At 32.1% G+C, this 22,179-nt stretch carries 21 protein-coding genes; 3 read left to right on the top strand and 18 right to left on the bottom strand.

The window, feature by feature from the left end:
- Positions 1-84: 84 nt before the first annotated feature.
- Positions 85-2,595 (bottom strand): ABC transporter permease, encoded by a 2,511-nt coding sequence (locus tag ACWJJ7_RS16935; RefSeq protein ID WP_462963121.1) that lies wholly within the window; start codon positions 2,593-2,595, stop codon positions 85-87.
- Positions 2,596-2,607: 12 nt separating this feature from the next.
- A complete protein-coding gene (locus ACWJJ7_RS16930) occupies positions 2,608-3,294 on the bottom strand; it encodes an ABC transporter ATP-binding protein (protein WP_462963120.1) in 687 nt (228 codons plus the stop codon).
- A 232-nt stretch (positions 3,295-3,526) separates the two neighbouring features.
- Here ACWJJ7_RS16930 and ACWJJ7_RS16925 point away from each other — a divergent pair, with 232 nt between their 5' ends.
- Positions 3,527-3,829 (top strand): hypothetical protein, encoded by a 303-nt coding sequence (locus ACWJJ7_RS16925; protein ID WP_462963119.1) that lies wholly within the window; start codon positions 3,527-3,529, stop codon positions 3,827-3,829.
- 64 nt (positions 3,830-3,893) lie between these two features.
- On the opposite strand, the gene ACWJJ7_RS16920 is transcribed toward ACWJJ7_RS16925, so the two are convergent.
- From ACWJJ7_RS16920 to ACWJJ7_RS16845, 16 genes are all read right to left on the bottom strand, one after another.
- Positions 3,894-4,652: a hypothetical protein gene (locus ACWJJ7_RS16920; RefSeq protein ID WP_462963118.1), complete on the bottom strand. Its 759-nt coding sequence runs from the start codon at positions 4,650-4,652 to the stop codon at positions 3,894-3,896.
- Entirely contained in the window at positions 4,652-5,347 is a 696-nt protein-coding gene (locus ACWJJ7_RS16915) for an ABC transporter ATP-binding protein (RefSeq protein ID WP_462963117.1), read from the bottom strand. The genes ACWJJ7_RS16920 and ACWJJ7_RS16915 overlap by 1 nt, the downstream gene beginning before the upstream one ends.
- Positions 5,340-5,717, bottom strand: coding sequence for a GntR family transcriptional regulator (locus ACWJJ7_RS16910; RefSeq protein ID WP_462963116.1), 378 nt, complete (start codon positions 5,715-5,717; stop codon positions 5,340-5,342). The genes ACWJJ7_RS16915 and ACWJJ7_RS16910 overlap by 8 nt, the downstream gene beginning before the upstream one ends.
- Positions 5,718-5,863: 146 nt before the next feature.
- Positions 5,864-6,805, bottom strand: coding sequence for an ABC transporter permease (locus ACWJJ7_RS16905; protein ID WP_462965029.1), 942 nt, complete (start codon positions 6,803-6,805; stop codon positions 5,864-5,866).
- A gap of 1 nt (position 6,806) precedes the next feature.
- Positions 6,807-7,727, bottom strand: a complete 921-nt coding sequence (locus ACWJJ7_RS16900; protein WP_462963115.1) for an ABC transporter ATP-binding protein — start codon at positions 7,725-7,727, stop codon at positions 6,807-6,809.
- 37 nt (positions 7,728-7,764) lie between these two features.
- Positions 7,765-8,526: a hypothetical protein gene (locus ACWJJ7_RS16895; RefSeq protein ID WP_462963114.1), complete on the bottom strand. Its 762-nt coding sequence runs from the start codon at positions 8,524-8,526 to the stop codon at positions 7,765-7,767.
- The gene (locus tag ACWJJ7_RS16890; protein WP_462963113.1) at positions 8,526-9,221 is read right to left on the bottom strand and encodes an ABC transporter ATP-binding protein; all 696 of its coding nucleotides are present in this window, start codon (positions 9,219-9,221) and stop codon (positions 8,526-8,528) included. The genes ACWJJ7_RS16895 and ACWJJ7_RS16890 overlap by 1 nt, the downstream gene beginning before the upstream one ends.
- The gene (locus ACWJJ7_RS16885) at positions 9,214-9,591 is read right to left on the bottom strand and encodes a GntR family transcriptional regulator (protein WP_462963112.1); all 378 of its coding nucleotides are present in this window, start codon (positions 9,589-9,591) and stop codon (positions 9,214-9,216) included. Before ACWJJ7_RS16885 ends, ACWJJ7_RS16890 begins: the two co-directional genes overlap by 8 nt.
- A gap of 166 nt (positions 9,592-9,757) precedes the next feature.
- Entirely contained in the window at positions 9,758-11,446 is a 1,689-nt protein-coding gene (locus tag ACWJJ7_RS16880; protein ID WP_462963111.1) for a [FeFe] hydrogenase, group A, read from the bottom strand.
- Positions 11,447-11,450: 4 nt separating this feature from the next.
- Positions 11,451-13,325 carry an NADH-quinone oxidoreductase subunit NuoF gene (nuoF, locus tag ACWJJ7_RS16875; RefSeq protein WP_462963110.1) on the bottom strand — a complete coding sequence of 625 codons (1,875 nt, stop codon included), beginning with the start codon at positions 13,323-13,325 and terminating at the stop codon, positions 11,451-11,453.
- Position 13,326: 1 nt separating this feature from the next.
- Positions 13,327-13,803: a complex I 24 kDa subunit family protein gene (locus ACWJJ7_RS16870; RefSeq protein ID WP_462963109.1), complete on the bottom strand. Its 477-nt coding sequence runs from the start codon at positions 13,801-13,803 to the stop codon at positions 13,327-13,329.
- Between the two features lie 59 nt (positions 13,804-13,862).
- A complete protein-coding gene (locus ACWJJ7_RS16865) occupies positions 13,863-14,501 on the bottom strand; it encodes an ABC transporter permease (protein WP_462963108.1) in 639 nt (212 codons plus the stop codon).
- A gap of 16 nt (positions 14,502-14,517) precedes the next feature.
- On the bottom strand, positions 14,518-15,471 hold the full coding sequence (locus ACWJJ7_RS16860; protein ID WP_462963107.1) for an ABC transporter ATP-binding protein: 954 nt from the start codon (positions 15,469-15,471) through the stop codon (positions 14,518-14,520).
- 32 nt (positions 15,472-15,503) lie between these two features.
- Complete coding sequence (locus tag ACWJJ7_RS16855) at positions 15,504-16,442, bottom strand: glycine betaine ABC transporter substrate-binding protein (RefSeq protein WP_462963106.1); 939 nt, start codon at positions 16,440-16,442, stop codon at positions 15,504-15,506.
- Between the two features lie 29 nt (positions 16,443-16,471).
- Positions 16,472-17,095: an ABC transporter permease gene (locus tag ACWJJ7_RS16850; RefSeq protein ID WP_462963105.1), complete on the bottom strand. Its 624-nt coding sequence runs from the start codon at positions 17,093-17,095 to the stop codon at positions 16,472-16,474.
- Positions 17,096-17,310: 215 nt separating this feature from the next.
- Entirely contained in the window at positions 17,311-18,285 is a 975-nt protein-coding gene (locus ACWJJ7_RS16845) for a 2-hydroxyacid dehydrogenase (RefSeq protein WP_462963104.1), read from the bottom strand.
- Positions 18,286-18,565: 280 nt separating this feature from the next.
- On the opposite strand from ACWJJ7_RS16845, the gene ACWJJ7_RS16840 reads away from it, so the two are divergent.
- Both ACWJJ7_RS16840 and lysA read left to right on the top strand, forming a co-directional pair.
- Positions 18,566-20,416 (top strand): sigma 54-interacting transcriptional regulator, encoded by a 1,851-nt coding sequence (locus tag ACWJJ7_RS16840; protein ID WP_462963103.1) that lies wholly within the window; start codon positions 18,566-18,568, stop codon positions 20,414-20,416.
- 281 nt (positions 20,417-20,697) lie between these two features.
- Positions 20,698-21,993, top strand: coding sequence for a diaminopimelate decarboxylase (gene lysA / locus ACWJJ7_RS16835; RefSeq protein ID WP_462963102.1), 1,296 nt, complete (start codon positions 20,698-20,700; stop codon positions 21,991-21,993).
- Positions 21,994-22,179: the final 186 nt, after the last annotated feature.

Below are 22,179 nucleotides of genomic sequence, written 5' to 3'. Positions count from 1 at the left end.
TAATATTTTTAGCTGTTAAAGCTTTAAGAACGCATGTTAAAAAAAATTCATAATCTACTATATAATAAAAAACAGAGAAGATTATTAATAATCTTCTCTAACTGCTTGGATTAAATTCTCTTTTTTTATTCTTGATAGTGGTGATAATACTGAAATATAACTTATTACTATAGAGAAGGTTCCCGCAATAGCTATTGCCTCCCATGGCACCATCCATCCAAACTCTCTAACTAAACTCATTGATTTGAACATCATAAAAGATATGCCGCAGCCTATTATACAGCCGTATAAAGCACCAACAATGCCGTAGAGAAGTCCTTCTAGCACAATCATTTTCTTTAAACCTTTTTGAGTTAGCCCTATGGATTTTAATGTAGCAAACTCTCTTTTTCTCAAGATAATATTTGTTGTTAATGTATTTATAATATTAACACTTCCTATTAATGAAACCACTAGTACAAATCCATACAATAATATTTTCACCATTAACATATAGGATTTTTCTTTTCTATTAGAATCTATATTATTTATTACAGTTAAAGAATTATTTGTTTTTATAACATTTTCTATCCCTATTTTCGCTGCATCTTCATTTTTTACATCTTTAAGAACTATGTTTAAGCTTGCAGGTTTAAAATCCTTAATATTTGTTAATTTCTTTCCCATTTCCTCTGTTGTGATTATTTTTAATCCATTTGAAGATCCCAAATAGTTAAACGGTTCATTAATAATTGCCATAACCTTTACTTTATTAACTTTGCCCTTGCCAAATTCAACCTTTGCTTTATTAGAAAAACCCCCATTAAAAGAAGCATCATATTGTAGGTCTATTTCATCTCCTACTTTTATATCTGCTAGTGGTCCAACATACACTTTCTTTGTATTTTCATCATATACTCTATTTTTGTTAATTAAGATTACTCCATTTTCACTATTTAGTTTTTCTATATCAATATTTCCTGACTTTAGATATTTTTTAGAAACTTCTAGTGAATCCTTATCATAAATTGAAATGGAACTTTCTATAAGGGTTTTCTCCACTCCATCTAAAGTTGTTTTTTTGTATATATTTTTCATATCTTGAATTTTCTTAACTTCACTGTTTTTACTTATTGTCATATCGAAACAATATGGATTGAATACTCTATATACCTTATCAACTGACTTCAGTTCTTTAATATCATCTTCTATTTTACTGTTTATGAAGTTTTCTGTTCCATTCTCATCATTACTTCTCATAACTGTGAAATGAATGTTTTTTGATTCATTAAGATCGGATGATATATTAAGTGACATATCCATGAAGGATTTAAAAGTGACAAATAACACCACACTTATTACTATTGAAAAAACAGTTATTCTATATCTTTTTCTATTTCTCTTAATGTTTTTAGCAGCCATTGCTCCTTCAAACCCAAATATTCTTTGAATAACTCTGTTCTTTCTTCTTTTTATTTTCTCCTTTGTTATAGAAGTTCTACCACTTATAGCATTCAGTGGTGAAATTCTGCCTGCGAAATATGCTGGCACGAGTGCTGATATATAAATTGCTACAAGACCTACTGCTGCGCTTATGCCTAAAACCATAGGTGATATAGAGATTTTCATAGGCATAACTGAATCTGCACCAATTAATTTAAATGCAATACTTATTCCATAGATAGCTATAATGCTGCATACTAGTCCTAATGGAATAGCTATTACTGCTAGTATTGTTGCTTCTCTTAGGACAATCTTTCTAATTTGTCTTGGAGTAGTTCCCACTGCTCTTAAAAGCCCAAACTGTTTAATTCTTTCAACAACACTTATTTGAAATGAGTTATATATTACTGCTATAGTTGAAATTAAAACTATTCCGATTATTATTGCTAGGGTTACATATAATCCTCCAAGACTTGAACCAGAATCTCCTGCTCCCTGCATTTGTAGCAAATAGCTGTTTTCCATAACGGTATCTTTCTCACCTAACTGCTTTAATTCGTGAGCTGCAGTCTTTAAGTTTGTTTTTGAGCTTATTTCTACAAGTAACGGTGCATTATCTTTATTAATATTATTATTTTTAGATAAAATTACTCCGCTACCATCTTTTTGATTTTGTACATTATCCTCAAGTATCCCAACAAGAATATATTCCTTATTGTTAACTTTAATTTTATTTCCTACTTTAGCGTTTTTATCAATAGATGATAATACCAACTTTTCCATTGCTACTTCATTTTCTTTTTCTGGTAATCTCCCAATCTTTGCTTTATATGGCAAAAGTTCTAAAGCCTTGTCTGTTGCCGTTATTACGTTAACAGCTAATTTATCACTTATCTTTATTTCTTTACTTATAGTATACAATCCAAACCTAGACACTTTAGGATTATTAACTATTTTAGAAATTAACTTTTCATCTGTTTTTTGAAATGCTAAATGGAAAGAACCTCCACTATTTTTAGCATACTGTATCTGAGCATCCTGCATTCCTTTAAAGTAAAGTCCTATTGTTGATATAAGTGCAACTGATAGCATTATTCCAATAATCGTAAGTGCGGTTCTTTTTTTATTTTTCTTCAAATATTTCCCTGTGAGCTGTTTATAACTAGTTATCATCTCTTTCACCCCCTAATTTATTCTTAAGTTCTTGTCAGAAGTTATTTCACCATCTCCAATGGTGATAACTCTATCTGCCATGGCTGCTATATTAACGTCATGGGTAATAAGTATTAAAGTTTGATTATATTTTTTAGCCGTAAATTTTAATAATTCCATAACATCTTTTGAATTTTTAGTATCAAGATTTCCTGTAGGTTCATCTGCAAGTATTATAGCTGGCTTATTAAATACAGCTCTACCAATTGATACCCTTTGCTGTTGACCCCCTGATAATTCTGATGGAAGATGATTACGCCTTTCGCTTAGTCCTAATACTTTAATGAGCTCTTCTAAATGAATTTTATCCACCTTATCATTATCTAGAAGTGCTGGAAGCGCTATATTTTCTTCTACATCTAAAATAGGTAGTAAATTATAGAACTGAAATACAAATCCTATCTTTCTTCTTCTAAACACTGCAAGTTTTTCTTCCTTGTAATCATAAATGCTTTCTCCATCAATAACTACATTCCCAGATGTTGGCCTATCGAGTCCTCCGAGTAAATGAAGAAGTGTACTTTTCCCAGAACCTGATGCTCCCACAATTGCTACAAACTCACCCTTAGCAACTGATAAATTTATATTTTTAAGTGCATCCACCTTGTTTTCACCGGTTCCATAAGTTTTATTTAAATTTTCAACCTTTAAAATTTCCATTCATATCTCTCCTTTTTTCTTTTCTCATCACTATAACCATATTATACTTCACTCGCCGCTTGCACTCCATGTCACTCCACTTACAAATAGAAAAGGTTATCTTACAGTTTTGTAAGATAACCTAATAAAGCAGCACTAAAAATGTGTTATAATTTTAGCATGCATTTAAATCACATAGGAAAACAATATGATATACAACTGAAAGTACAATTATAAGAGGAGATGATGAATCATGGATACGAATATACTAATAGCAATACTACTCTTAGTTCCAGCAGGTCTATTTATATACTTTGATAAAAAGCTATTAATTAGCACTAAAATACAAACAAAGTTTAAGATAAATAACTTTTTAGGATTATATCTTTTTATACTAATTACCATGGTACTTAGTACATTTATAGTTGCAACCTTAGCAATGCTTTTTCATATATCTAGCACTTTTACATATGCGATTCAATCTGTGCTAATGGGAATTCTTTTAGGGTTATTCTCAAATATAAATAAAATATTTAGAAGAAAAAAAAGTATTTAGAAAAGTATTTTAAAACCACCTGGATAAATTTCATATTTATCCAGGTGGTTTTAATTATTGAAACTTAAGATAAATCCAATTTTTTATCTATTAGATAGGTAGAGGTTATGAAGAATCCTACAGAAGTAATTATATCAAATATGGCATTAGCAATATTAATATCTAATCCACCTGAAATTGCAAACGCAGAATTAGATGATTTAAAACTATTCTCTAATGAAGAACCACCCAAGTTAATTGTTTGAGGGAATAGTTCAACAATTTTAAATGACAGCCAGCCCATTGCTATTGATATTATTATAAAAATTACAAAAGAGCCTACTTTACCTATTTTTTTACCTCTTAAGGCTACTTTACCAATAACCATGCAGAAATATATAAGTGTTAATGAAGAAACAATGCGCCATATATATTGAGTTATATAAAATAATATTAGACTACCCTTAATATCTTTAAAAAAACTTAAATCTATTTCTTCAGGTATTGTGAAATAGAACATCAAAAGGGATACAAATGCAACAATGGATATTTGAATTAAAGCTGTTATCAGCCTAGATGCCATTATTGATACGCCCGATTGTGGAAGTGTAAATAATAGGTAGCCTGAGTCTCCATGTAAGTATTTGCTCATAATTTTTAATGAAGATATAAATATTACTATTATGGCTCCAATAATCAAGCATATAGATAATCCTATTACTGCATTACCGCCCCAGGTATCTTTCTTTGTAATAAGAAATAGGTTAGCAATTATAACAGATATACAGATTCCAATTATGGTTAAAAAAGTTGATCGTAATTCATATTTTATAAGCTTAAACATTATTGAAATACCTCCCTATACAATTCATCGATTGACTTTTTCTTACTAATTCGTAATTCCTCTGCATTACCTTGAAGCACTATCTCACCATCAGATATAAATGCTACATCATCAAAAATTCGCTCTATATCATTTACAAGGTGTGTAGTAATTATCATAGAACTATTTTCACTAAAGTTATTAACTATAGCATTTAATATCTTTTCTCTAGTAGTGGGATCTACTCCACCAAGCGGTTCATCAAGTATATAAAGCTTTGCAACTCTCGAAAGTACCAATGTAAGCTTTAACTTTTCCTTCATTCCCTTTGATAGGCTTTTCACAGCGCTATTTTCATCAAGGTTCATAAACACAAGCATTTCCTTCGCTTTTTTTTCATCAAAATCAGAATAAAAGTCCTTGAAATATTTCACTGTATCCTTTACTTTCATCCACTTTAGAAGATACTCATTGTCAGGCAAATATGAAACTATAGACTTTGTATAAACACCAGGCTTTTGACCATCTATTAGTATTTCGCCTTTCGATGGATGAAGTATTCCCGCTGCTATTTTTAAGAATGTAGTTTTACCACTACCATTAGGACCAAGAAGTCCTACAATTTTTCCTGGCATTATATCTAGGTCTATCCCTCTTAGGGCCTTTTTATTTAAAAACGACTTGCATATTTTTTTTGATTCTAATATATTATTCATCTTGTTTTACCTCCATAGTTTCCTTTGAAACAGATTTAATTATTTCATTAGTAGTAAATCCTAACCTTCTCATTCTAAGTATAAAGGAATCTGTAACTTCCTTTGCCATTTCATTTTTCAAATCATCTACCATATTTCCCCTATCCCCCACAAATGTTCCAGTTCCTCTTTGTGTATAAACAATTCCAAGTCTTTCAAGCTCCTGATAGGATCTTTGAAGCGTATTCGGATTCACATTCAAATTCATTGCCATTTCTCGTACTGATGGTAACTTATCTTTTGATTTTAGCTTTCCCGTAACTATGTCCATTTTTATAAGGTCCATAATTTGTAGATATATAGGCATTTTATCATTAAATTCTAAATTCATTATTCCATCTCCTTTCATAAAACACATAGATTTCCTAGTGACATATGTTAATAGTACACTGCAGCATTAATCGTGTCAATATGAAAATATAGACCACCTAGATAAATTTTATATTTATCCAGGTGGTCTATATTTTATTTATAATATTATGCTACTATATCTCTTTTAGTAAAAGCTACATATGCAACAACATTAAAAATTATAAAATAAGCTATCAGTACAGTAATTGAAAAGTTCATTGTCATTCCTTTAACCAATGGCTGTCCATCAATATATTGATTCAAATTCGTATTTGCAAATAGAATATATTTTGACCAATTATATCTAGTGAGTAGCATTGTTGCGGTATTCCCTACAGTTAAAAGAAAAACTCCAATTCCTATAGCCATTGCACTATTACGAAAAACTGCGGAAATCATAAATGCTAAAGTAACCATCATTACTAAGCTTATACACTGAAGTCCATAAACCTCCACAATATGTGCTATCATATTAACTTCAGTAATTTTGCCACTAACATTTGTAAGGAATGGTATACCTGCCCCTTTAAAGCTAAACAATGTTCCTCCAACAAGAAATGACACTACTAAAAGTATCAAAAGCATGAAAAGAGTATATCCTAAAACAGAAATATATTTTGAGAGTAAAATTTTCCACCGTTTTGAGGGTCTAATTAGTAATAGTTTGATTGTACCTCCTGAAAATTCATTTGCTACTATTCCACCACCCATTACAATGGCAAAAAGAGAAATTAAAGATATTAGTCCACTTGCGCTATCTACAAATCCCCATAAGGAGTCGCCTTGTATAGGTTGTATATCATGTTTAAGACGATATTCATTAGTTTGTAAATCTTTTTCATATCTCTCCTTTCCTTCTTTAGGCATTTTTGGATTGGTTAACTCTTTCTTAATTTCCTGATTTTGAATTGTAATATCTGCTTTCCAATCACTCTTAGATGCCTCATTACCTCCAGATCTGGATAAGAACCCAACTGCTACTGTCATAATAACTAATATGCCAATCATTATCCATGTACTAATACTATGAGAAAGCTTCATATTTTCATTACGAACTAAGTTAATCATCTTACGCAATTTCGTTACCCCCTGTCATTTCTAAGAATTTTTTCTCTAAGCTTTGTTGTACTTTGTGAATACCGTAAATTTTAATTCCTTGACCCACAAGCTTTTCAACTAACTCAGGAACTTTCTCTATATTTTCTTTAATTTCTATTTCTTTATCATTTATTTCTGGTTTATATTTGCTACTAATACTTTCTAAATACGATTTTGCACTTTCAATCGGCGTAACAGTTAGAGCTATAACTGAATCCGACTCATCTTCAAGCATTTCCTTCATTTCCTGAATTCTAACCAATTTTCCATTTTGCAGAATTCCTACCCTATCACACATAAGCTCCATTTCTGAAAGTAAATGACTTGATACTATTACTGCAACATTTTCTTCTCTTGCAAGTGTTCGTAAATGATTACGTAATTCATGAATACCAGCAGGATCTAGACCATTAGTAGGTTCATCTAATACCAATAACTTTGGAGAATTAAGTAGTGCTTGCGCAACCCCTAGTCTTTGGCGCATACCTAGTGAATATGTCTTTATTTTGTTGTGTATTCTTTTTTCAAGACCCACAATTTTTATAACCTCATCAATACGTTCCTTCTTTATATCTGGATACATTCTCCCAAAATGGACAAGATTTTGATACCCCGTTAAGTATTTGTATAAATCTGGATTTTCAATAATTCCACCTACTTTAGCCATAGCCTTTTCAAAATCCTTATTAACATTTAATCCATCAATATACATTTCACCTTTAGTAATAGACATCAGTCCTAAAAGCATTTTAATAGTAGTAGTTTTACCAGCGCCATTTGGTCCGAGGAATCCAAACACCTCTCCTGAACGCACGTCAAAAGTAAGATCATCTATTATTACCTTTTTACCGATTTTTTTTGTAACATTCTTTATTTGTACTATAGTTTCCATGTTGAACCTCCTTATATTAATTTTAAATTATTGTCCCTTATGATAAATCTAATTTTTTATCTATTAGATAGGTAGTGCTAATGAATAATCCTACAAAAGTAATTATCTGAAATATGGTATCTGCAATATTAAGATTAAATTCTCCACCTGAACCCATTAAATCAGAATTTAATATACTATTAGTCGTATTTATTGAAAAATTATTCAAGTTCAAGTTTTGAGGTAATAGCGTTGTAATTTTAGTTGACAGCCAGCCAATTGCTATTGATAATATTATAAAAATTATAAAAGAACCTATTTTACCTAGTTTTTTACCTCTTAAGGCTACTTTGCCAATAACCATACAAAAGTATATAAATGTTAATAAATAAACAATGCCCCCTATATATTGAATTATAAAAAATAATACTATACTGAGCTTGAAATATTTAAAAAAACTTAAATCTATTTTGTCTATTGAAGTCAAATAGAGCATCAAAATGGATACAAACGCAACAATGGATATTTGAATTAAGGCACTTATCAGCCTTGAAGTCATTATCACGCTCCCAGATTGCGGAAGTGTAAACAACAGGTAGCCTGAATCTCCATATAAGTATTTGCTCATAATTTTTAATGAAGATATAAATATTACTATCATGGCACCAATAATTAAGCATGTAGATAATGAAGTTACTGTATTAATGTTCCAAGAGTCTTTCTTTGTCATAAGAAATAAGTTAGCAATTATAACCGATATACATATTCCAATTATGGTTAAAAAAGTTGATCTTAATTCATATTTTATAAGCTTAAACATTACTTAAATACCTCCCTATACAATTCATCGATTGACTTTTTCTTACTAATTCGTAATTCTTCTGCATTACCCTTAAGTACTATCTCTCCATCAGATATAAATGCTACATCATCAAAAATTCGTTCTATATCATTTACAAGATGTGTAGTAATTATCATGGAACTATTTTCACTAAAGTTATTAACTATAGCATTTAATATCTGTTCTCTAGTAGTAGGATCTACACCACCAAGTGGTTCGTCAAGTATATAAAGCTTTGCTGATCTTGAGAGTACCAATGTAAGCTTTAACTTTTCCTTCATTCCCTTTGATAGGCTTTTCACAGTGATATTTTCATCAAGTTTCATAAACTGGAGCATTTCCTCTGCTTTTTTTTCATCAAAATCAGAATAAAAGTCCTTGAAATACTTCACCGCATCCTTTATTTTCATCCAATTTAGAAGATACTCATTATCAGGCAAATATGAAACTATAGACTTTGTATAAACACCAGGCTTTTGACCATCTATTAGTATTTCTCCTTTCGATGGATGCAGGATACCCGCTGCTATTTTTAAGAATGTAGTTTTACCACTACCATTAGGACCAAGAAGTCCTACAATTTTTCCTGGCATTATATCTAGGTCTACTCCGCGTAGGGCCTTTTTATTTAAATATGACTTACATATTTTTTCTGATTTTAATATACTATTCATCTTCTTTTCCCTCCATAGTTTCCTTTGAAACAGATCTAATTATATCCTTAGAAGTAAATCCTAAGCTTTTCATTCTAAGTATAAATGAATCTATAACTTCCTTTGCCATTTCCTTTTTTAATTCATCTACCATATTTTCTCCCTCCCCCACAAATGTCCCAGTACCTCTTTGTGTATACACAATTCCAAGTCTTTCAAGCTCTTGATAGGATCTTTGAAGCGTATTTGGATTAACCTTCAAATTTGTTGCCATTTCTCGTACTGATGGTAATTTATCCTTTGATTTTAGCTTCCCCGTAACAATGTCCATTTTTATAAGGTCCATAATTTGTAGATATATAGGCATTTTATCATTAAATTTTAAATTCACGATTCCATCTCCTTTCAGAAAATACATTAATGTTCTAGTGACGTATGTTAATAGTACACTAGAACGTTAACGATGTCAACAAAAAATACGTGTTTTAAATGTATAATGATACATTTTTACGCAAAAAATTAAAACGCTCATCCATATATGGATGGGCGTTAATCCCTCAACTTTGCTTATTGTAGTGTACATGTAATAGTTCATGAACCCTATCTTTTAACAATCCCGAATATAATGAATTTATCAATGGATTGTCATCTGTCATACTTATACTATTCATTTTATCCGCCTTATATAATCCAGTGCCACGTTTAGATTTCCCTTCTGCTTTTACGAATGGTTGTCCTGCTCCACTAACGCATCCACCGGGGCATGCCATAACTTCTACGAAATCATAATGAGCTTCACCGGATTTTATCTTCTTTATAACGTAATCCGCATTTTTGAGTCCACTTACTATGGCGAATTTTATTACGCGTTCATTTACATTAATACTGGCTTCTTTAACGCCGTTCATACCTCTAACACCATCAAAAGCAAGTGCACGTAATATTGCAATTGGTTGGTCATTTAAAACTTTACGTATAACAGCTTCAGTAACACCACCCGTTACTCCAAATATAACACCAGCTCCACTACTAATTTCAAATGGCATATCTAGTGCCTCAGGTTCTAATTCTGAGAACGCAATTCCTGATTCTTTTATCATATTAATAAGCTCTTGCGTCGTTACTACATAATCTACATTAGGAACACCATTCTTTTTAAATTCATCCCTATTTGCTTCGAACTTTTTTGCTGAACAAGGCATAATTGCTACGCTCACAAGTTTTTTATCATCATCTTTGTAATGTTCCTTCAATATAGAAGCAAACATTTGCATAGGAGATTTACAAGTGGAAACATTTTTCATTAAATCTGGATAAGTATTTTGAACATAATTTACCCAAGCAGGGCAGCAAGATGAAAATAGAGGTAATTTTTCATTATTTTTAAGTTTTGAAATAAATTCATTTGTTTCCTCTATAATTGTAAGGTCTGCCCCTACTGAGGTATCAAATACCTTATCGAATCCCATTCTTCTAAGGGCAGTTACTATTTTACCCATTGCATTTTTGCCATCTTCTTGTCCTAATTCCTTGCTTATAGATACTCTTACAGCAGGAGCAATTTGAACTACAACCTGTGTATTCTTATCACTAAGTTCCTTCCAAAGTTTATCTGTATTACTCCTTACTACAATAGCAGCAGTAGGACATACTGCTGCGCACTGCCCGCAACCAACACAATTAGAGTCTCCTATAGGTTCATTAAATGCCGTCGAAACAGTCATTTTAGATCCTCTTCCAATAAAATCAATTGCTCCAACGTTTTGTACTTCTGCACACACTCTTACACAATCACCACATAAGATACACTTGCTTGAATTTCTTACTATGCATACGGATGAATTGTCTGGTTCAGGTTCTTCAGCAGTATTTTCAAATCTTACTTTTTTTATTCCGAAACGTTTTGCTAACTCCTGTAGCTTACATGAAGTATTTTTTTCACATGTTGTACAATCTCTGCAGTGATTTGCAAGCAATAACTCAAGAATATTCTTTCTATACTTCCTAAGTCTTGGCGTATTTGTGTATATATCCATGCCCGCTTTAGGAGGAGTCGAACATGCAGCCTCAATTCCCCCATGTTTATTTTCAATCATACACATACGGCAAGCTCCATAAACTGAAAGCTCTGAATAGAAGCATAATGTAGGTAATTCAATACCAGCTTTTCTAACTAATTCAAGAATATTTTTTTCGCCCTTTATTTCTACAGGCACATTGTCTATAGTCATAAACTGTCCATTCATTCTATTACTCCTCCTTTATAGCTTTAAATGCACAAGTATCAACACAACTACCACATCTTATGCACTTATCTTTATCAATTGTAAATGTTTCTTTAATTTTACCTGAGATTGCTCCAACTGGACAAATTTTTGAACACTTTGAACATCCCTTGCAAATTTTTGGATCAATAAATATTATCTTAAGCTTTTGACATGTTTTAGATGGACATTTTTTATAGGCAATATGATCTTCATACTCATCACGAAAATTCTTAATAGTACTTACAACTGGTAATGGTGCAGTCTTTCCAAGTCCACATAATGATGTTGAAGCTATGGTATCTGCAAGTTCTAAGAGCATATCTATATCTTCAAGCTTTCCTTTACCTGCAACTATCCCTTCAAGAATTTCAAGCATTCTCTTAGTACCTTCACGACAAGGAACACATTTGCCACAGGATTCATTTTTTGTAAAATTCATAAAGAATCTTGCAATCTCAACCATGCAAGTGTCTTCATCCATAACTACAAGGCCACCAGAACCTATCATTGCACCTGCTTTTTTAAGTGAGTCGAAATCTAGTGGCAAATCAAGATCATCTGTTGTAAGACATCCACCAGATGGCCCGCCTATTTGTACAGCCTTAAACTTTTTGCCGTTTTTTATTCCTCCACCAATATCAAATATTATTTCTCTTAGAGTTGTGCCCATTGGTACCTCAATAAGTCCTGTATTTTCAATATTTCCTGTTAAAGCAAACGCTTTTGTACCAGGACTATTTTTAGTTCCAATTGATTTATACCATTCTACTCCTTTATTAATTATTACAGGCACATTAGCAAAAGTTTCAACATTATTAAGAACTGTTGGCTTTCCAAAAAGTCCATGCTCAACAGTTCTTGGAGGTTTTACTCTTGGCATACCTCTTTTTCCTTCAATTGAAGCTGTTAGTGCACTTCCCTCACCACATACAAAAGCACCTGCCCCTCTATTAATTTGGATATCAAAACTAAAATTTGTCCCAAGAATATTTTTCCCAATAATTCCATATTCTTTTGCTTGTTTAATAGCACTCGAAAGTCTGCCTACAGCAAGAGGATATTCTGCACGAACATATAAAAACCCTTTTTGTGCACCACAGGCAACAGCGGCAATTATCATTCCTTCAAGTACCCTATGAGGGTCTCCCTCCATTATGCTCCTATCCATGAATGCTCCTGGATCACCTTCATCACCGTTACATACAATATATTTTATCTTTTCCTTTTGGCGTTGTACCTGACCCCATTTACTACCAGTAGGGAATCCACCGCCTCCACGGCCTCTTAATTTTGATTCATTTATTTGGTTAATAACATCATCTGAATTCATTTCAAATAGTACTTTTTCAAGTGCAGAATATCCGCCTAAAGCTATATATTCTTCTATTGAAGTTGCATCAATGTGTCCACAATGTTCTAGGGCAACTCTGGTTTGTTTTTTATAAAAAGAAATTTCTTTCTGTTTCCTAAATATTTGTCCGTTTTGGGTATATACAAGTCTTTCAACACATTCATCTTTAACTATAGTTTTGTCCACAATTTCTGCGCAATCTTCTACCTTTACTTTTAAATATAAATATCCAAATGGTTCTATTTTTACTAGAGGACCCATTTCACAAAATCCATGACATCCGCTTTTTTTAACTCCAACAGTTTCCTCATGTGGCTCTTTCTCAAGGCTTACTTCACAATTTATGCCCTTTTCCTTCATAATCCTTATTAATTCATCATAAATATCTAGGGATCCGCCTGCAACGCAGCCAGTACCAGCACATACAAGAATTTTCTTTTTTTCTTTTGCAAAACTACTTTTGTATATATTTCTTGCATTAATTAGATCATTTCTATTATGAAGCATATTATTTTTCCTCCTTAAGAGTATATAAAAGCTCCATTGCTTTTTCTGGGGTCATAGAACCATGTACTTTATCATTAATACTCATAGCTGGTGCAAGTCCACAAACGCCTAGACAAGAAACCGTTTCTAAAGTAAACGTTAAATCATCTGTTGTAGTTTTAGTTTCCGAAAGTTTTAAATGTTTTCTTAGCTTTTCTAATATAGGAACAGATTTTCTAACGTGACAAGCAGTACCATCACATATTTTTATTATAAACTTACCTTTAGGTTGTAAAGAAAAGTTTTCATAAAAAGTTGCCACACTATATATTTTTGCCCTACTCATACCAAGTTTTTCTGAAAGATACGAGAATACCTCCTTGGGTAAATACCTATAGCACTCTTGAGTATCCTGCAATATTGCAATAATGTTACTAGATTTAAACTCATGTTTTTTTAATATAGTATCTAGATTACTATAATCAAATGTTGTATTCATTTTTCTCCCCCTTATAAATTCAAAAAATCCAGAAAATATAATATTCTAAGATAATAACATCAAACTTCGCATTTACCACTCGCTTTAAAACTAGCCAATTTTTCTAAAAAAAACAATATTTGATTTGCAACTATTGCGAGTCCTGCAGACATTATGGTTCCCCATAATATTTTAGGAAGGTAATTCATCCTAAGTCCATCAAACAAAATAACTCCTAACCCACCAGCGTTTATTACCGAGGCAATAGTCGCTATTCCAATTGTAGTTACAGTAGCAATTCTTATTCCACCAAGTATTATTGGAAGAGCTAACGGCATTTGTATTTTTAAAAACAATTGAAAAGAGTTAAAACCCATCCCCTTTCCTGCCTCTATAATAGATGAATCTATGGACTGAAAAGCTGCGAATATATTTCTAACTAGAATATACTGATTATAGATTACTAAAACGAAAATTGCTGTTCCTTTTCCCAGGCCTAAAACAGGTATTAATAAAGCGAAAAATGCTAGACTAGGCACAGAATAAATAACCCCTAAAGCGGATAGAACTACTACTGATAAAACTTTTGACCTTAAAATCAAAAGGGATAGAGGGATTGCAATCATGAGAGCTATTGAAATACTTAGTGATACAATTTGAAGATGCTGTAGCAGCAAAGTTAACATATTGTCATGATACTTATATAAATACTCTATCATGTATTAACCCCCCTGTTCACTGGCTTATTTTTAATTGCTCCAGTGTTATTTTGCCAACAGCTTCATGATTATCCTTCTCAACAATCAAATGATCGATATTTTTTTTAAGGAAATATGCTAACAAATGTTGCAAATCTTCATTTTCATTAACCCTTGTCTCATCTTCCATTGTTTTTGAATCCAAAGGAATCATTACAGAACCCGCACGTACAAACTTAAGTTTTTGAATAATATTCTCTGAAGAAACCAAACGGGTAACAAATTCATTTGCTGGATGAAATAATATATTGTACGGAGTATCAAACTGCTCGATTCTTCCTTTATCCATGATTATTACTTTATCTCCTAATTTGAAAGCTTCATTAACATCATGAGTTACAAAGAGAATTGTCTTATTAAGCTTTTTTTGAATTCTTAGGAGTTCTTCTTGAAGATTTAGTCTAGTTATAGCATCTATCGCTCCAAAAGGCTCATCCATAAGCATTATTTCAGGATCAGCAGCCATGGCTCTTGCTATTCCAACTCTTTGCTGCTGGCCTCCTGACAATTGCCTTGGATATCTTTTTTTGAAATCCTTAGAAGGAATGCTTACTAAATCCAACAATATATCAACTCTTTGCGCTATGTCTTTCTTTTTCCACCTTAAAATATTCGGAACTGTAGCAATATTTTCTTCCACAGTCATATGAGGAAATAGCCCAATTTGTTGAATAACATATCCAATTTTCTGCCTATGTTTTTCCGCCGGAATATTTTTAATGTTTTCTTTGAAAAACAATATTTCCCCTGAGCTTGATTCATATATTCTATTTATCATCTTCAAAAATGTAGTTTTACCTGAACCCGAAGTTCCCAGTATTGTTATAAAACTACCTTCTTCAATTCTCGCACTTACATCTTTTACAGCATATTGCTCTGAACCTTTAAATTTTTTGCTCACTTTTACAAATTCAATTGCTACCCTTTTCAAAATATTTACCTCCTTCCTTGTATATCCATTTTCTATTTTGCTAATTCCTTGTCAAAGAAATTCTTAGCTACTTCTGCGTATTCCTTTTTATCTATGTCTACTTCTGAATTTAATTTTATTATCACCACGTTATCAATTCTGCTTGTAACCTTATTTAAAATATCTTTTATTTGAGGATTATTTTCAAGAAGGTCTTGCCTTATAACTGGGGCTATGTTGTATGGTGGCCATGCATGCTTATCATCTTCGAGAATCACAAACTCAGTTTTACTTAATTGTCCTTCTGTTGTATATGCTACAGCAACATCTGCTTTATCATTATGAAGCACATCATATTTAATTCCATTATCATAGATCTTTTCATCTTTAAATTTAAAATCCCCATAAGTCTTTGTCAAAGCTTGCAGTCCATCTAATCTTTCATCAAATTGACCTTGAGATGCAAATCTTATACTTCCTGCGCTTTTTTGAAGATCGGTTATAGTGTGGATATTATATTTATCTGAGGCCCTTTTGGAAATTACTAGTCCCTGCCCATCATTTGCAGAAGATGGATCAAGCCAAATCAATTTAAATTTCTCCTTGTATTTCGCTGCAACCTCATGATAAACTTCCTTTGAATCAAACTTTGGCTGCTGCTTTAAAACAGATAATAACCCTGTACCAGTATACTCAGGGTAAATATCAATATCTCCGTTTACAAGTGAAGTATGAACCACAGCACTACCAAGATTAAATTTTCTGTAAACTTTATAACCTTCTTTTTCTAAAGCAACTGCATATAATTCAGATAAAATTAAAGATTCTGTAAAATCTTTAGAGCCAACTTTTATTATAGGTTTACTTTTAGTTTGCGATGTATTTGGATTATTAGATGAAGCACTCTTTTTAGAACAGCCAGTTAAAACTGAAACTGCAACCAAGGCTGTTAATACAGAAACTACAACTAAGTTTTTTAATCTCTTATTCATAACTACTCACTCTCCTAATATAGTATTCTTTATTCTCTTTGATATTTTGTAATCCTTTGTTCTAACATAAATAACAACATTTCCGCTATTACCGAAAGTAGTGCAACTGTTGCTCCCCCTATTATTAATATTCTAAAATCATTCATACCAAGACCTGTGAAGATGAAATCTCCTAGTCCTCCAGCTCCTATATACGAAGCTAAAGTAGCACTAGCAATTACTTCAACTGCAGATGTTCTAACTCCCGTAATTATTAACGGCAGTGCTAATGGAATTTCAATTTTATAAAGCATTTTCTTGTAATCCATTCCCATTCCTTCAGCACTTTCTAGAACAGATGCATCAATATTTTTTATTCCTAAATAGGTATTTATAAGTATCGGTGGTATGGCTAAAATCACAAGTGCCAATAGTGCTGGGAAGAATCCAGTTCCAAGTATTGGCATAACTAGCACTAAAATTGCAAGGCTTGGAATAATCCTAAAAAAATTAAATATATTCATTATAGGCTGTGATGCCTTTGTAAATTTAGCACATATAATTCCCAAAGGTACCGCTATAATAATACTTATTAAAACTGCTGTAATACTAATATTAATATGAATTCTTACTGCTTCATAATATTTATCAATGTGATTTAATAAATAGTCCATAACCTCATGTAACACTGGCCTCTATCCTTTCTAAAAAGTAATTTCTACTTATAACTTTTATAACTTTATTTATTTAAAATGTCTTAAAAATATACTCATACATATAATTCTATGAGCTAATGCACTAAAATAATTACACTTTTCACAAAAAATTATAGCAGCCAATTTATATAAGAAACTATAAACTGGCTGCTAACGAAAATCTAATTCATTTTCTATTTTTGTAATTCCGGTACAATATTAGGTGGTATTTCTCCTCGCAGTGCTTTAACAAGATTTTGCGCAGCCATCATCGCCATATCAAAACGAGTCTTTTGCGTTGCTGATCCTATATGTGGAATCGTAACTACATTTGACATTTTAAGTAGTGGATTTTCAGGATTAACTGGCTCTTTTTCATACACATCCATACCTGCCCCATAAATTTTTTTACTTTGAAGTGCTTCAATAAGAGCCTGTTCATTTACTGTTTGACCCCTAGAGGCATTGATAAATATGGCAGTATTCTTCATTATATTAAATTCCTCAAAATCTATAAGGTAGCGCGTTTCATCATTAAGTGGAGTCATTAATACAATGAAATCAGACTTAGCTAAAAGTGATTTAAAATCGCAATATTTAACGCCCAGTCTTTCCTCTACATCTTTTTTTCTGTTTCTGTTGTAGTAGCAAACTTCCATATCAAATCCAAGCTTTGCCCTTTTAGCTACGGCTTCACCTATTCTACCCATACCAATTATACCTACCGTTGAGTGGTGTACATCTGTTCCATAGAGTGTTTCGTTATCATCTCTAGTCCATTTACCTTCCTTTACATATCTATCTAATTCCGCAATCCTCCTTGAGCAGGATAGCATCAGTCCAAATATTAAATCTGCAACAGTATCATCTAAAACACCTGGAGTATTCGTACCTATAATGTTTCTTTCTTTCATTACTTTTAAATCAAAGTTATTATATCCAACTGTAACATTGCTAATAGCTCTTAATTTAGGGGCCCTATTTAATAGTTCTGAATTAATACAAAAATCGGATAATAATGCACCTTCTTTATCAGAGAGTTTATCTAACAGTTCACTTCTTGAAACTTCTTTTTCTCCCTCCCATTTTTCATAATCACAAAATCGTGCAATATAATTTTCTACTTCTTTAGGTATACGCTGAGCAATATATATTTTAGGTTTATTCATGATCTTCCTCCTTAAATTTATTATTAATAATAATTTCCATCATTTCTTTTTTTCTTTATTATACATAAAAAAACCCTGCAATGTAGATTTTTTTTATTTATTTACTCTACAATGTATTTTTTAAGAGGTAATATATTTTTATCTTTTTATTAGAGTGGTATAATGTTTCTAAAACATATTGCAGTAAATGATATGACTGATAATAAATAAACAATATAAAATAATCTAGTATACTTGAGCAAAAAATACTAGAATAAGAGTATAGAATGGTGGTAATAATATGAAGGATCCTTTTAATATTATAATTGATGAGGCCTCGGAAGGACTCATAGTGGTTGACCCAAATGGAGTAATTAAATGTTATAACAGAATGGCTAAAGAGATATTTGGAATTATATATAACCAGGGCATAGGGCATTCTGCTGGCAGTATCGTAGAAAATGATATTGTAATAATCGCTGATACAATGCTTGGTGAGGATGATGGTGGGCTAACTCCTGAAGACTTAAAAAATATAGGAGTGCCTTCTCAAAAATTGAAACAAGGAGATGCCTTTGTTTCAATAGGCATTATGGGAGATAAATCATACAATGGTGTAATAGAATATACTTCTTCTAGAGAAAGTACTTTGTATCTGGAAAACATATATTCTAAAAACAAACTAACTGCAGCTATTGATTTTTGTAACAGGGTGGCGGTTATATCTATAAATGATATTAAATATACACTTGAATATACAAAGTCCATAGGCCATATGGTAGTTTTATGTGGCAATACAGGTAAGGTGAAATTTTATCAGGCTAGAGGCTACACCAGTAGGCGAGACGATATAAAAAAGCTCCTTAATGGAACCATATTTGCCTCAAAAGGAGATTATAACTATACAATTGATGTGGTTGGACACAGTATTTTTAATGTTCATCCTAAAGAAACGAATATAAATATCGTAGATTTTGTTGAAGCAGCAAAAGGTAAAGATATTTCTTATACTAATCAGGTTAAGGACATAAATGGCCGTTCTACAAGATGCTCTTTAGTTCAGCTAAAGGATGATAACAAAGTTATAGGTGCCTTATTAAAGGTTCAAGACATAACTGAGCTTGAAAATATAATTAAAGAAAGAGACTATGCCATAGCATCTCTTAATGAAGCTGAAAACAAGCTTAAGGATAATGACGAATTTAAAAGGATTATTGGGCAAAGTGACAGCATAAAGGCTGTAAGAAAGCTTGCCAGAAAGGCATCAGAAATAGATTCTACAGTACTTTTGTTAGGCGATAGCGGTACAGGAAAGGGACTCGTGGCAGAGTGCATACATAAAAGTAGTAAAAGAAATAATAAGCCATTTATATATGTAAATTGCGCTTCTATACCCAAGGAATTAATAGAAAGTGAGCTCTTCGGATATGAAGGTGGCGCATTCACCGGATCTAAAAAAGAAGGCAAAAAGGGTCTATTTGAGGCTGCTCATGAGGGGACTATTTTTCTCGATGAAATAGGGGATATACCTTTATATATGCAAGCAAAGCTACTACACGTCTTGCAAAGCAAACGATTTAATAGAGTCGGTGGTACACACTCTATAGAAGTTGATGTGAAAATTATAGCTGCAACTAATAAGGATTTAGATGTAGCTGTCAAGCAGGGAGAATTCAGAAGAGATTTATATTATAGGATTAATGTTTTCCCTATTTTTATACCTCCGTTAAGATTAAGAAAAGAAGATATTTATACGTTGATTATGTATTTGACCCCTAAGATTTGCAAAAGAGCGGGCTGTGAAGAGAAAAGAATATCAGCGGAAGTGATAAAAAAAATGCTTATGTACGATTGGCCAGGAAACGTCAGAGAGGTTGAAAATGTTCTTGAAAGAGCAATAAACGTATCTGATGAGAATTCAATCTTCACGAAGGATATAAGCATCATAACATCAGCGAAAGGCTCAGAAACCTGTAGCTTTGGATATTCTCTCAAGGGCGCAATCGAAATTGCAGAGCGAAAAGCTATTGAAAATGCACTAAAAATCGCAGTTGGAGATAAAACCGAAGCTATGAGGATACTTAACATAAGTAAATCAGGTTTTTACGAAAAACTTAAGAGGTATAATCTTCAAAATAAAATCAATGATTGATATAGATCATTGATTTTATTTTTAACAACATTCTTATAAACAAAATAAATCCGAAATTAAGGATTCAGTCCATAATATTGGACTATTCTTAAAATAGCACTTTTCGGAGTTCACAAAAATTTAGAACGGACTTTTTCCAATATTTTGGACGCATTAACAAACTAAATCTTTGATTTATATAACTTTACTGTATTGGCATGATAATTGCTAATTTATAAATGCAATAACACTTTAAATTGATAAAAAAGTAATTTGACAAAAATTAACCAGGAGGTGTTTTCATGAAAAGAAATTATTTAAATGTAAATGAAAAAGGGCACCTAGAGTTTTTTAGATGCGATACGGTAAAATTGGCAGAAGAATTCAAGACGCCTCTTTATGTTATGAGTGAAGACGGAATAAGACAGAGTTGTAAACAGGTGCGCGATCATTTTATGGATAAATACCCCAATACGCTTGCTTTATATGCCAGCAAAGCTTTCAGCAACATTGCCATGTGCAAAATAATAAAGGAAGAAGGTCTTGGCATAGATGTTGTATCAGGTGGAGAGTTATATACTGCATGTAAATCTGGCTTTCCAATGGAAAAGGTATATTTTCATGGCAACAATAAATCGCAAGAAGAAATTGAACTTGGTATAGATAATAATGTTGGCTGCTTTGTTATCGATAGCTTTCATGAAGTGAAAATTTTGCAAAAAATAGCCCAAAAGAAAGGTGTTGTAGTAAGGGCTATTTTAAGAATATCCCCTGGCATTTCAGGTCACACACATGAATACATTTCTACTGGACAGTTAGATTCAAAATTTGGCTTCCCTATACAGGGTAATGTTGCTTTTGATGCTATAGAAATGGTAAGCAAATGTGAAAATATAAAATACAGCGGTATACATTGTCATATAGGTTCGCAAATGTTTAACAAAGATGTCTATAAAGAAGCTGTTCATATAATGACAAAATTTATGCTTGATTTAAAGAACAACTTAGGCGTTAAAACAGAAGATCTAAATATGGGTGGTGGCTTTGGAATCTACTATTCTAATGGCGACAAACCTCTTGAAGTGAGTGAGTTTATAGAAGTAATAATGAGTAATATATATGAAGATTGCAAGAAATATTCATTAGAAATTCCTAGAGTTCTCATTGAACCAGGAAGATGGTTGGTTGGAGAAAACGGTATAACCCTTTATACAATAGGAGCTATAAAAGAAATTGAGGGAATAAGAAAATATGTTAGTGTAGATGGTGGTATGACCGATAATCCAAGACCTGCCCTATATCAAGCTGAAAACGAAGCTATTGTTGCGAATAAGGCTGATAAAGAAAATGAAGACCTTGTAACTATTGCAGGAAGATGCTGTGAATCGGGTGATATGCTGATCCACGATATAAAGCTTCCTAAAATGGAAGCTGGCGATATACTTGCAACTCTTACTACAGGAGCATATAACTACTCAATGTCCAGTAATTATAATAGATTACCAAGACCAGCAGTAGTAATGCTAAAGGCTGGCAATGCAAGATTAGTTGTTAAAAGGGAAACCTATGAGGATATCACACGGAATGATTTGGACTAAAAAAGAAAACAAGTATATATTACTATTAATGCATTCACTTCGCTAAGAACTACTAATTTTATTTTTAATTAATCTGCTGAAAAACATAAACTCGCTGTCGCTCAAAATATGTTTTTCTTAACGCATCTTAATTAAAAATAAAATAAGAAGTTCTAAAGCTCGATTCAATGCATTATACGTAATATA

The organism is Clostridium sp. CM042, from assembly GCF_055080995.1.
The sequence above is the reverse complement of the archived record's forward strand: the minus strand, read 5'-3'. Positions and strand labels throughout refer to the sequence as shown.

What these genes read in the sequence shown, in the direction of transcription:
- ACWJJ7_RS16935 (WP_462963121.1), bottom strand. Translation starts at nt 2,595, where the DNA reads ATGATAACTAGTTATAAACAGCTCACAGGGAAATATTTGAAGAAAAAT.
- ACWJJ7_RS16930 (WP_462963120.1), bottom strand. Translation starts at nt 3,294, where the DNA reads ATGGAAATTTTAAAGGTTGAAAATTTAAATAAAACTTATGGAACCGGT.
- ACWJJ7_RS16925 (WP_462963119.1), top strand. Translation starts at nt 3,527, where the DNA reads ATGGATACGAATATACTAATAGCAATACTACTCTTAGTTCCAGCAGGT.
- ACWJJ7_RS16920 (WP_462963118.1), bottom strand. Translation starts at nt 4,652, where the DNA reads ATGTTTAAGCTTATAAAATATGAATTACGATCAACTTTTTTAACCATA.
- ACWJJ7_RS16915 (WP_462963117.1), bottom strand. Translation starts at nt 5,347, where the DNA reads ATGAATAATATATTAGAATCAAAAAAAATATGCAAGTCGTTTTTAAAT.
- ACWJJ7_RS16910 (WP_462963116.1), bottom strand. Translation starts at nt 5,717, where the DNA reads ATGAATTTAGAATTTAATGATAAAATGCCTATATATCTACAAATTATG.
- ACWJJ7_RS16905 (WP_462965029.1), bottom strand. Translation starts at nt 6,805, where the DNA reads ATGATTAACTTAGTTCGTAATGAAAATATGAAGCTTTCTCATAGTATT.
- ACWJJ7_RS16900 (WP_462963115.1), bottom strand. Translation starts at nt 7,727, where the DNA reads ATGGAAACTATAGTACAAATAAAGAATGTTACAAAAAAAATCGGTAAA.
- ACWJJ7_RS16895 (WP_462963114.1), bottom strand. Translation starts at nt 8,526, where the DNA reads ATGTTTAAGCTTATAAAATATGAATTAAGATCAACTTTTTTAACCATA.
- ACWJJ7_RS16890 (WP_462963113.1), bottom strand. Translation starts at nt 9,221, where the DNA reads ATGAATAGTATATTAAAATCAGAAAAAATATGTAAGTCATATTTAAAT.
- ACWJJ7_RS16880 (WP_462963111.1), bottom strand. Translation starts at nt 11,446, where the DNA reads ATGAATGGACAGTTTATGACTATAGACAATGTGCCTGTAGAAATAAAG.
- nuoF (WP_462963110.1), bottom strand. Translation starts at nt 13,325, where the DNA reads ATGCTTCATAATAGAAATGATCTAATTAATGCAAGAAATATATACAAA.
- ACWJJ7_RS16870 (WP_462963109.1), bottom strand. Translation starts at nt 13,803, where the DNA reads ATGAATACAACATTTGATTATAGTAATCTAGATACTATATTAAAAAAA.
- ACWJJ7_RS16865 (WP_462963108.1), bottom strand. Translation starts at nt 14,501, where the DNA reads ATGATAGAGTATTTATATAAGTATCATGACAATATGTTAACTTTGCTG.
- ACWJJ7_RS16855 (WP_462963106.1), bottom strand. Translation starts at nt 16,442, where the DNA reads ATGAATAAGAGATTAAAAAACTTAGTTGTAGTTTCTGTATTAACAGCC.
- ACWJJ7_RS16850 (WP_462963105.1), bottom strand. Translation starts at nt 17,095, where the DNA reads ATGGACTATTTATTAAATCACATTGATAAATATTATGAAGCAGTAAGA.
- ACWJJ7_RS16845 (WP_462963104.1), bottom strand. Translation starts at nt 18,285, where the DNA reads ATGAATAAACCTAAAATATATATTGCTCAGCGTATACCTAAAGAAGTA.
- ACWJJ7_RS16840 (WP_462963103.1), top strand. Translation starts at nt 18,566, where the DNA reads ATGAAGGATCCTTTTAATATTATAATTGATGAGGCCTCGGAAGGACTC.
- lysA (WP_462963102.1), top strand. Translation starts at nt 20,698, where the DNA reads ATGAAAAGAAATTATTTAAATGTAAATGAAAAAGGGCACCTAGAGTTT.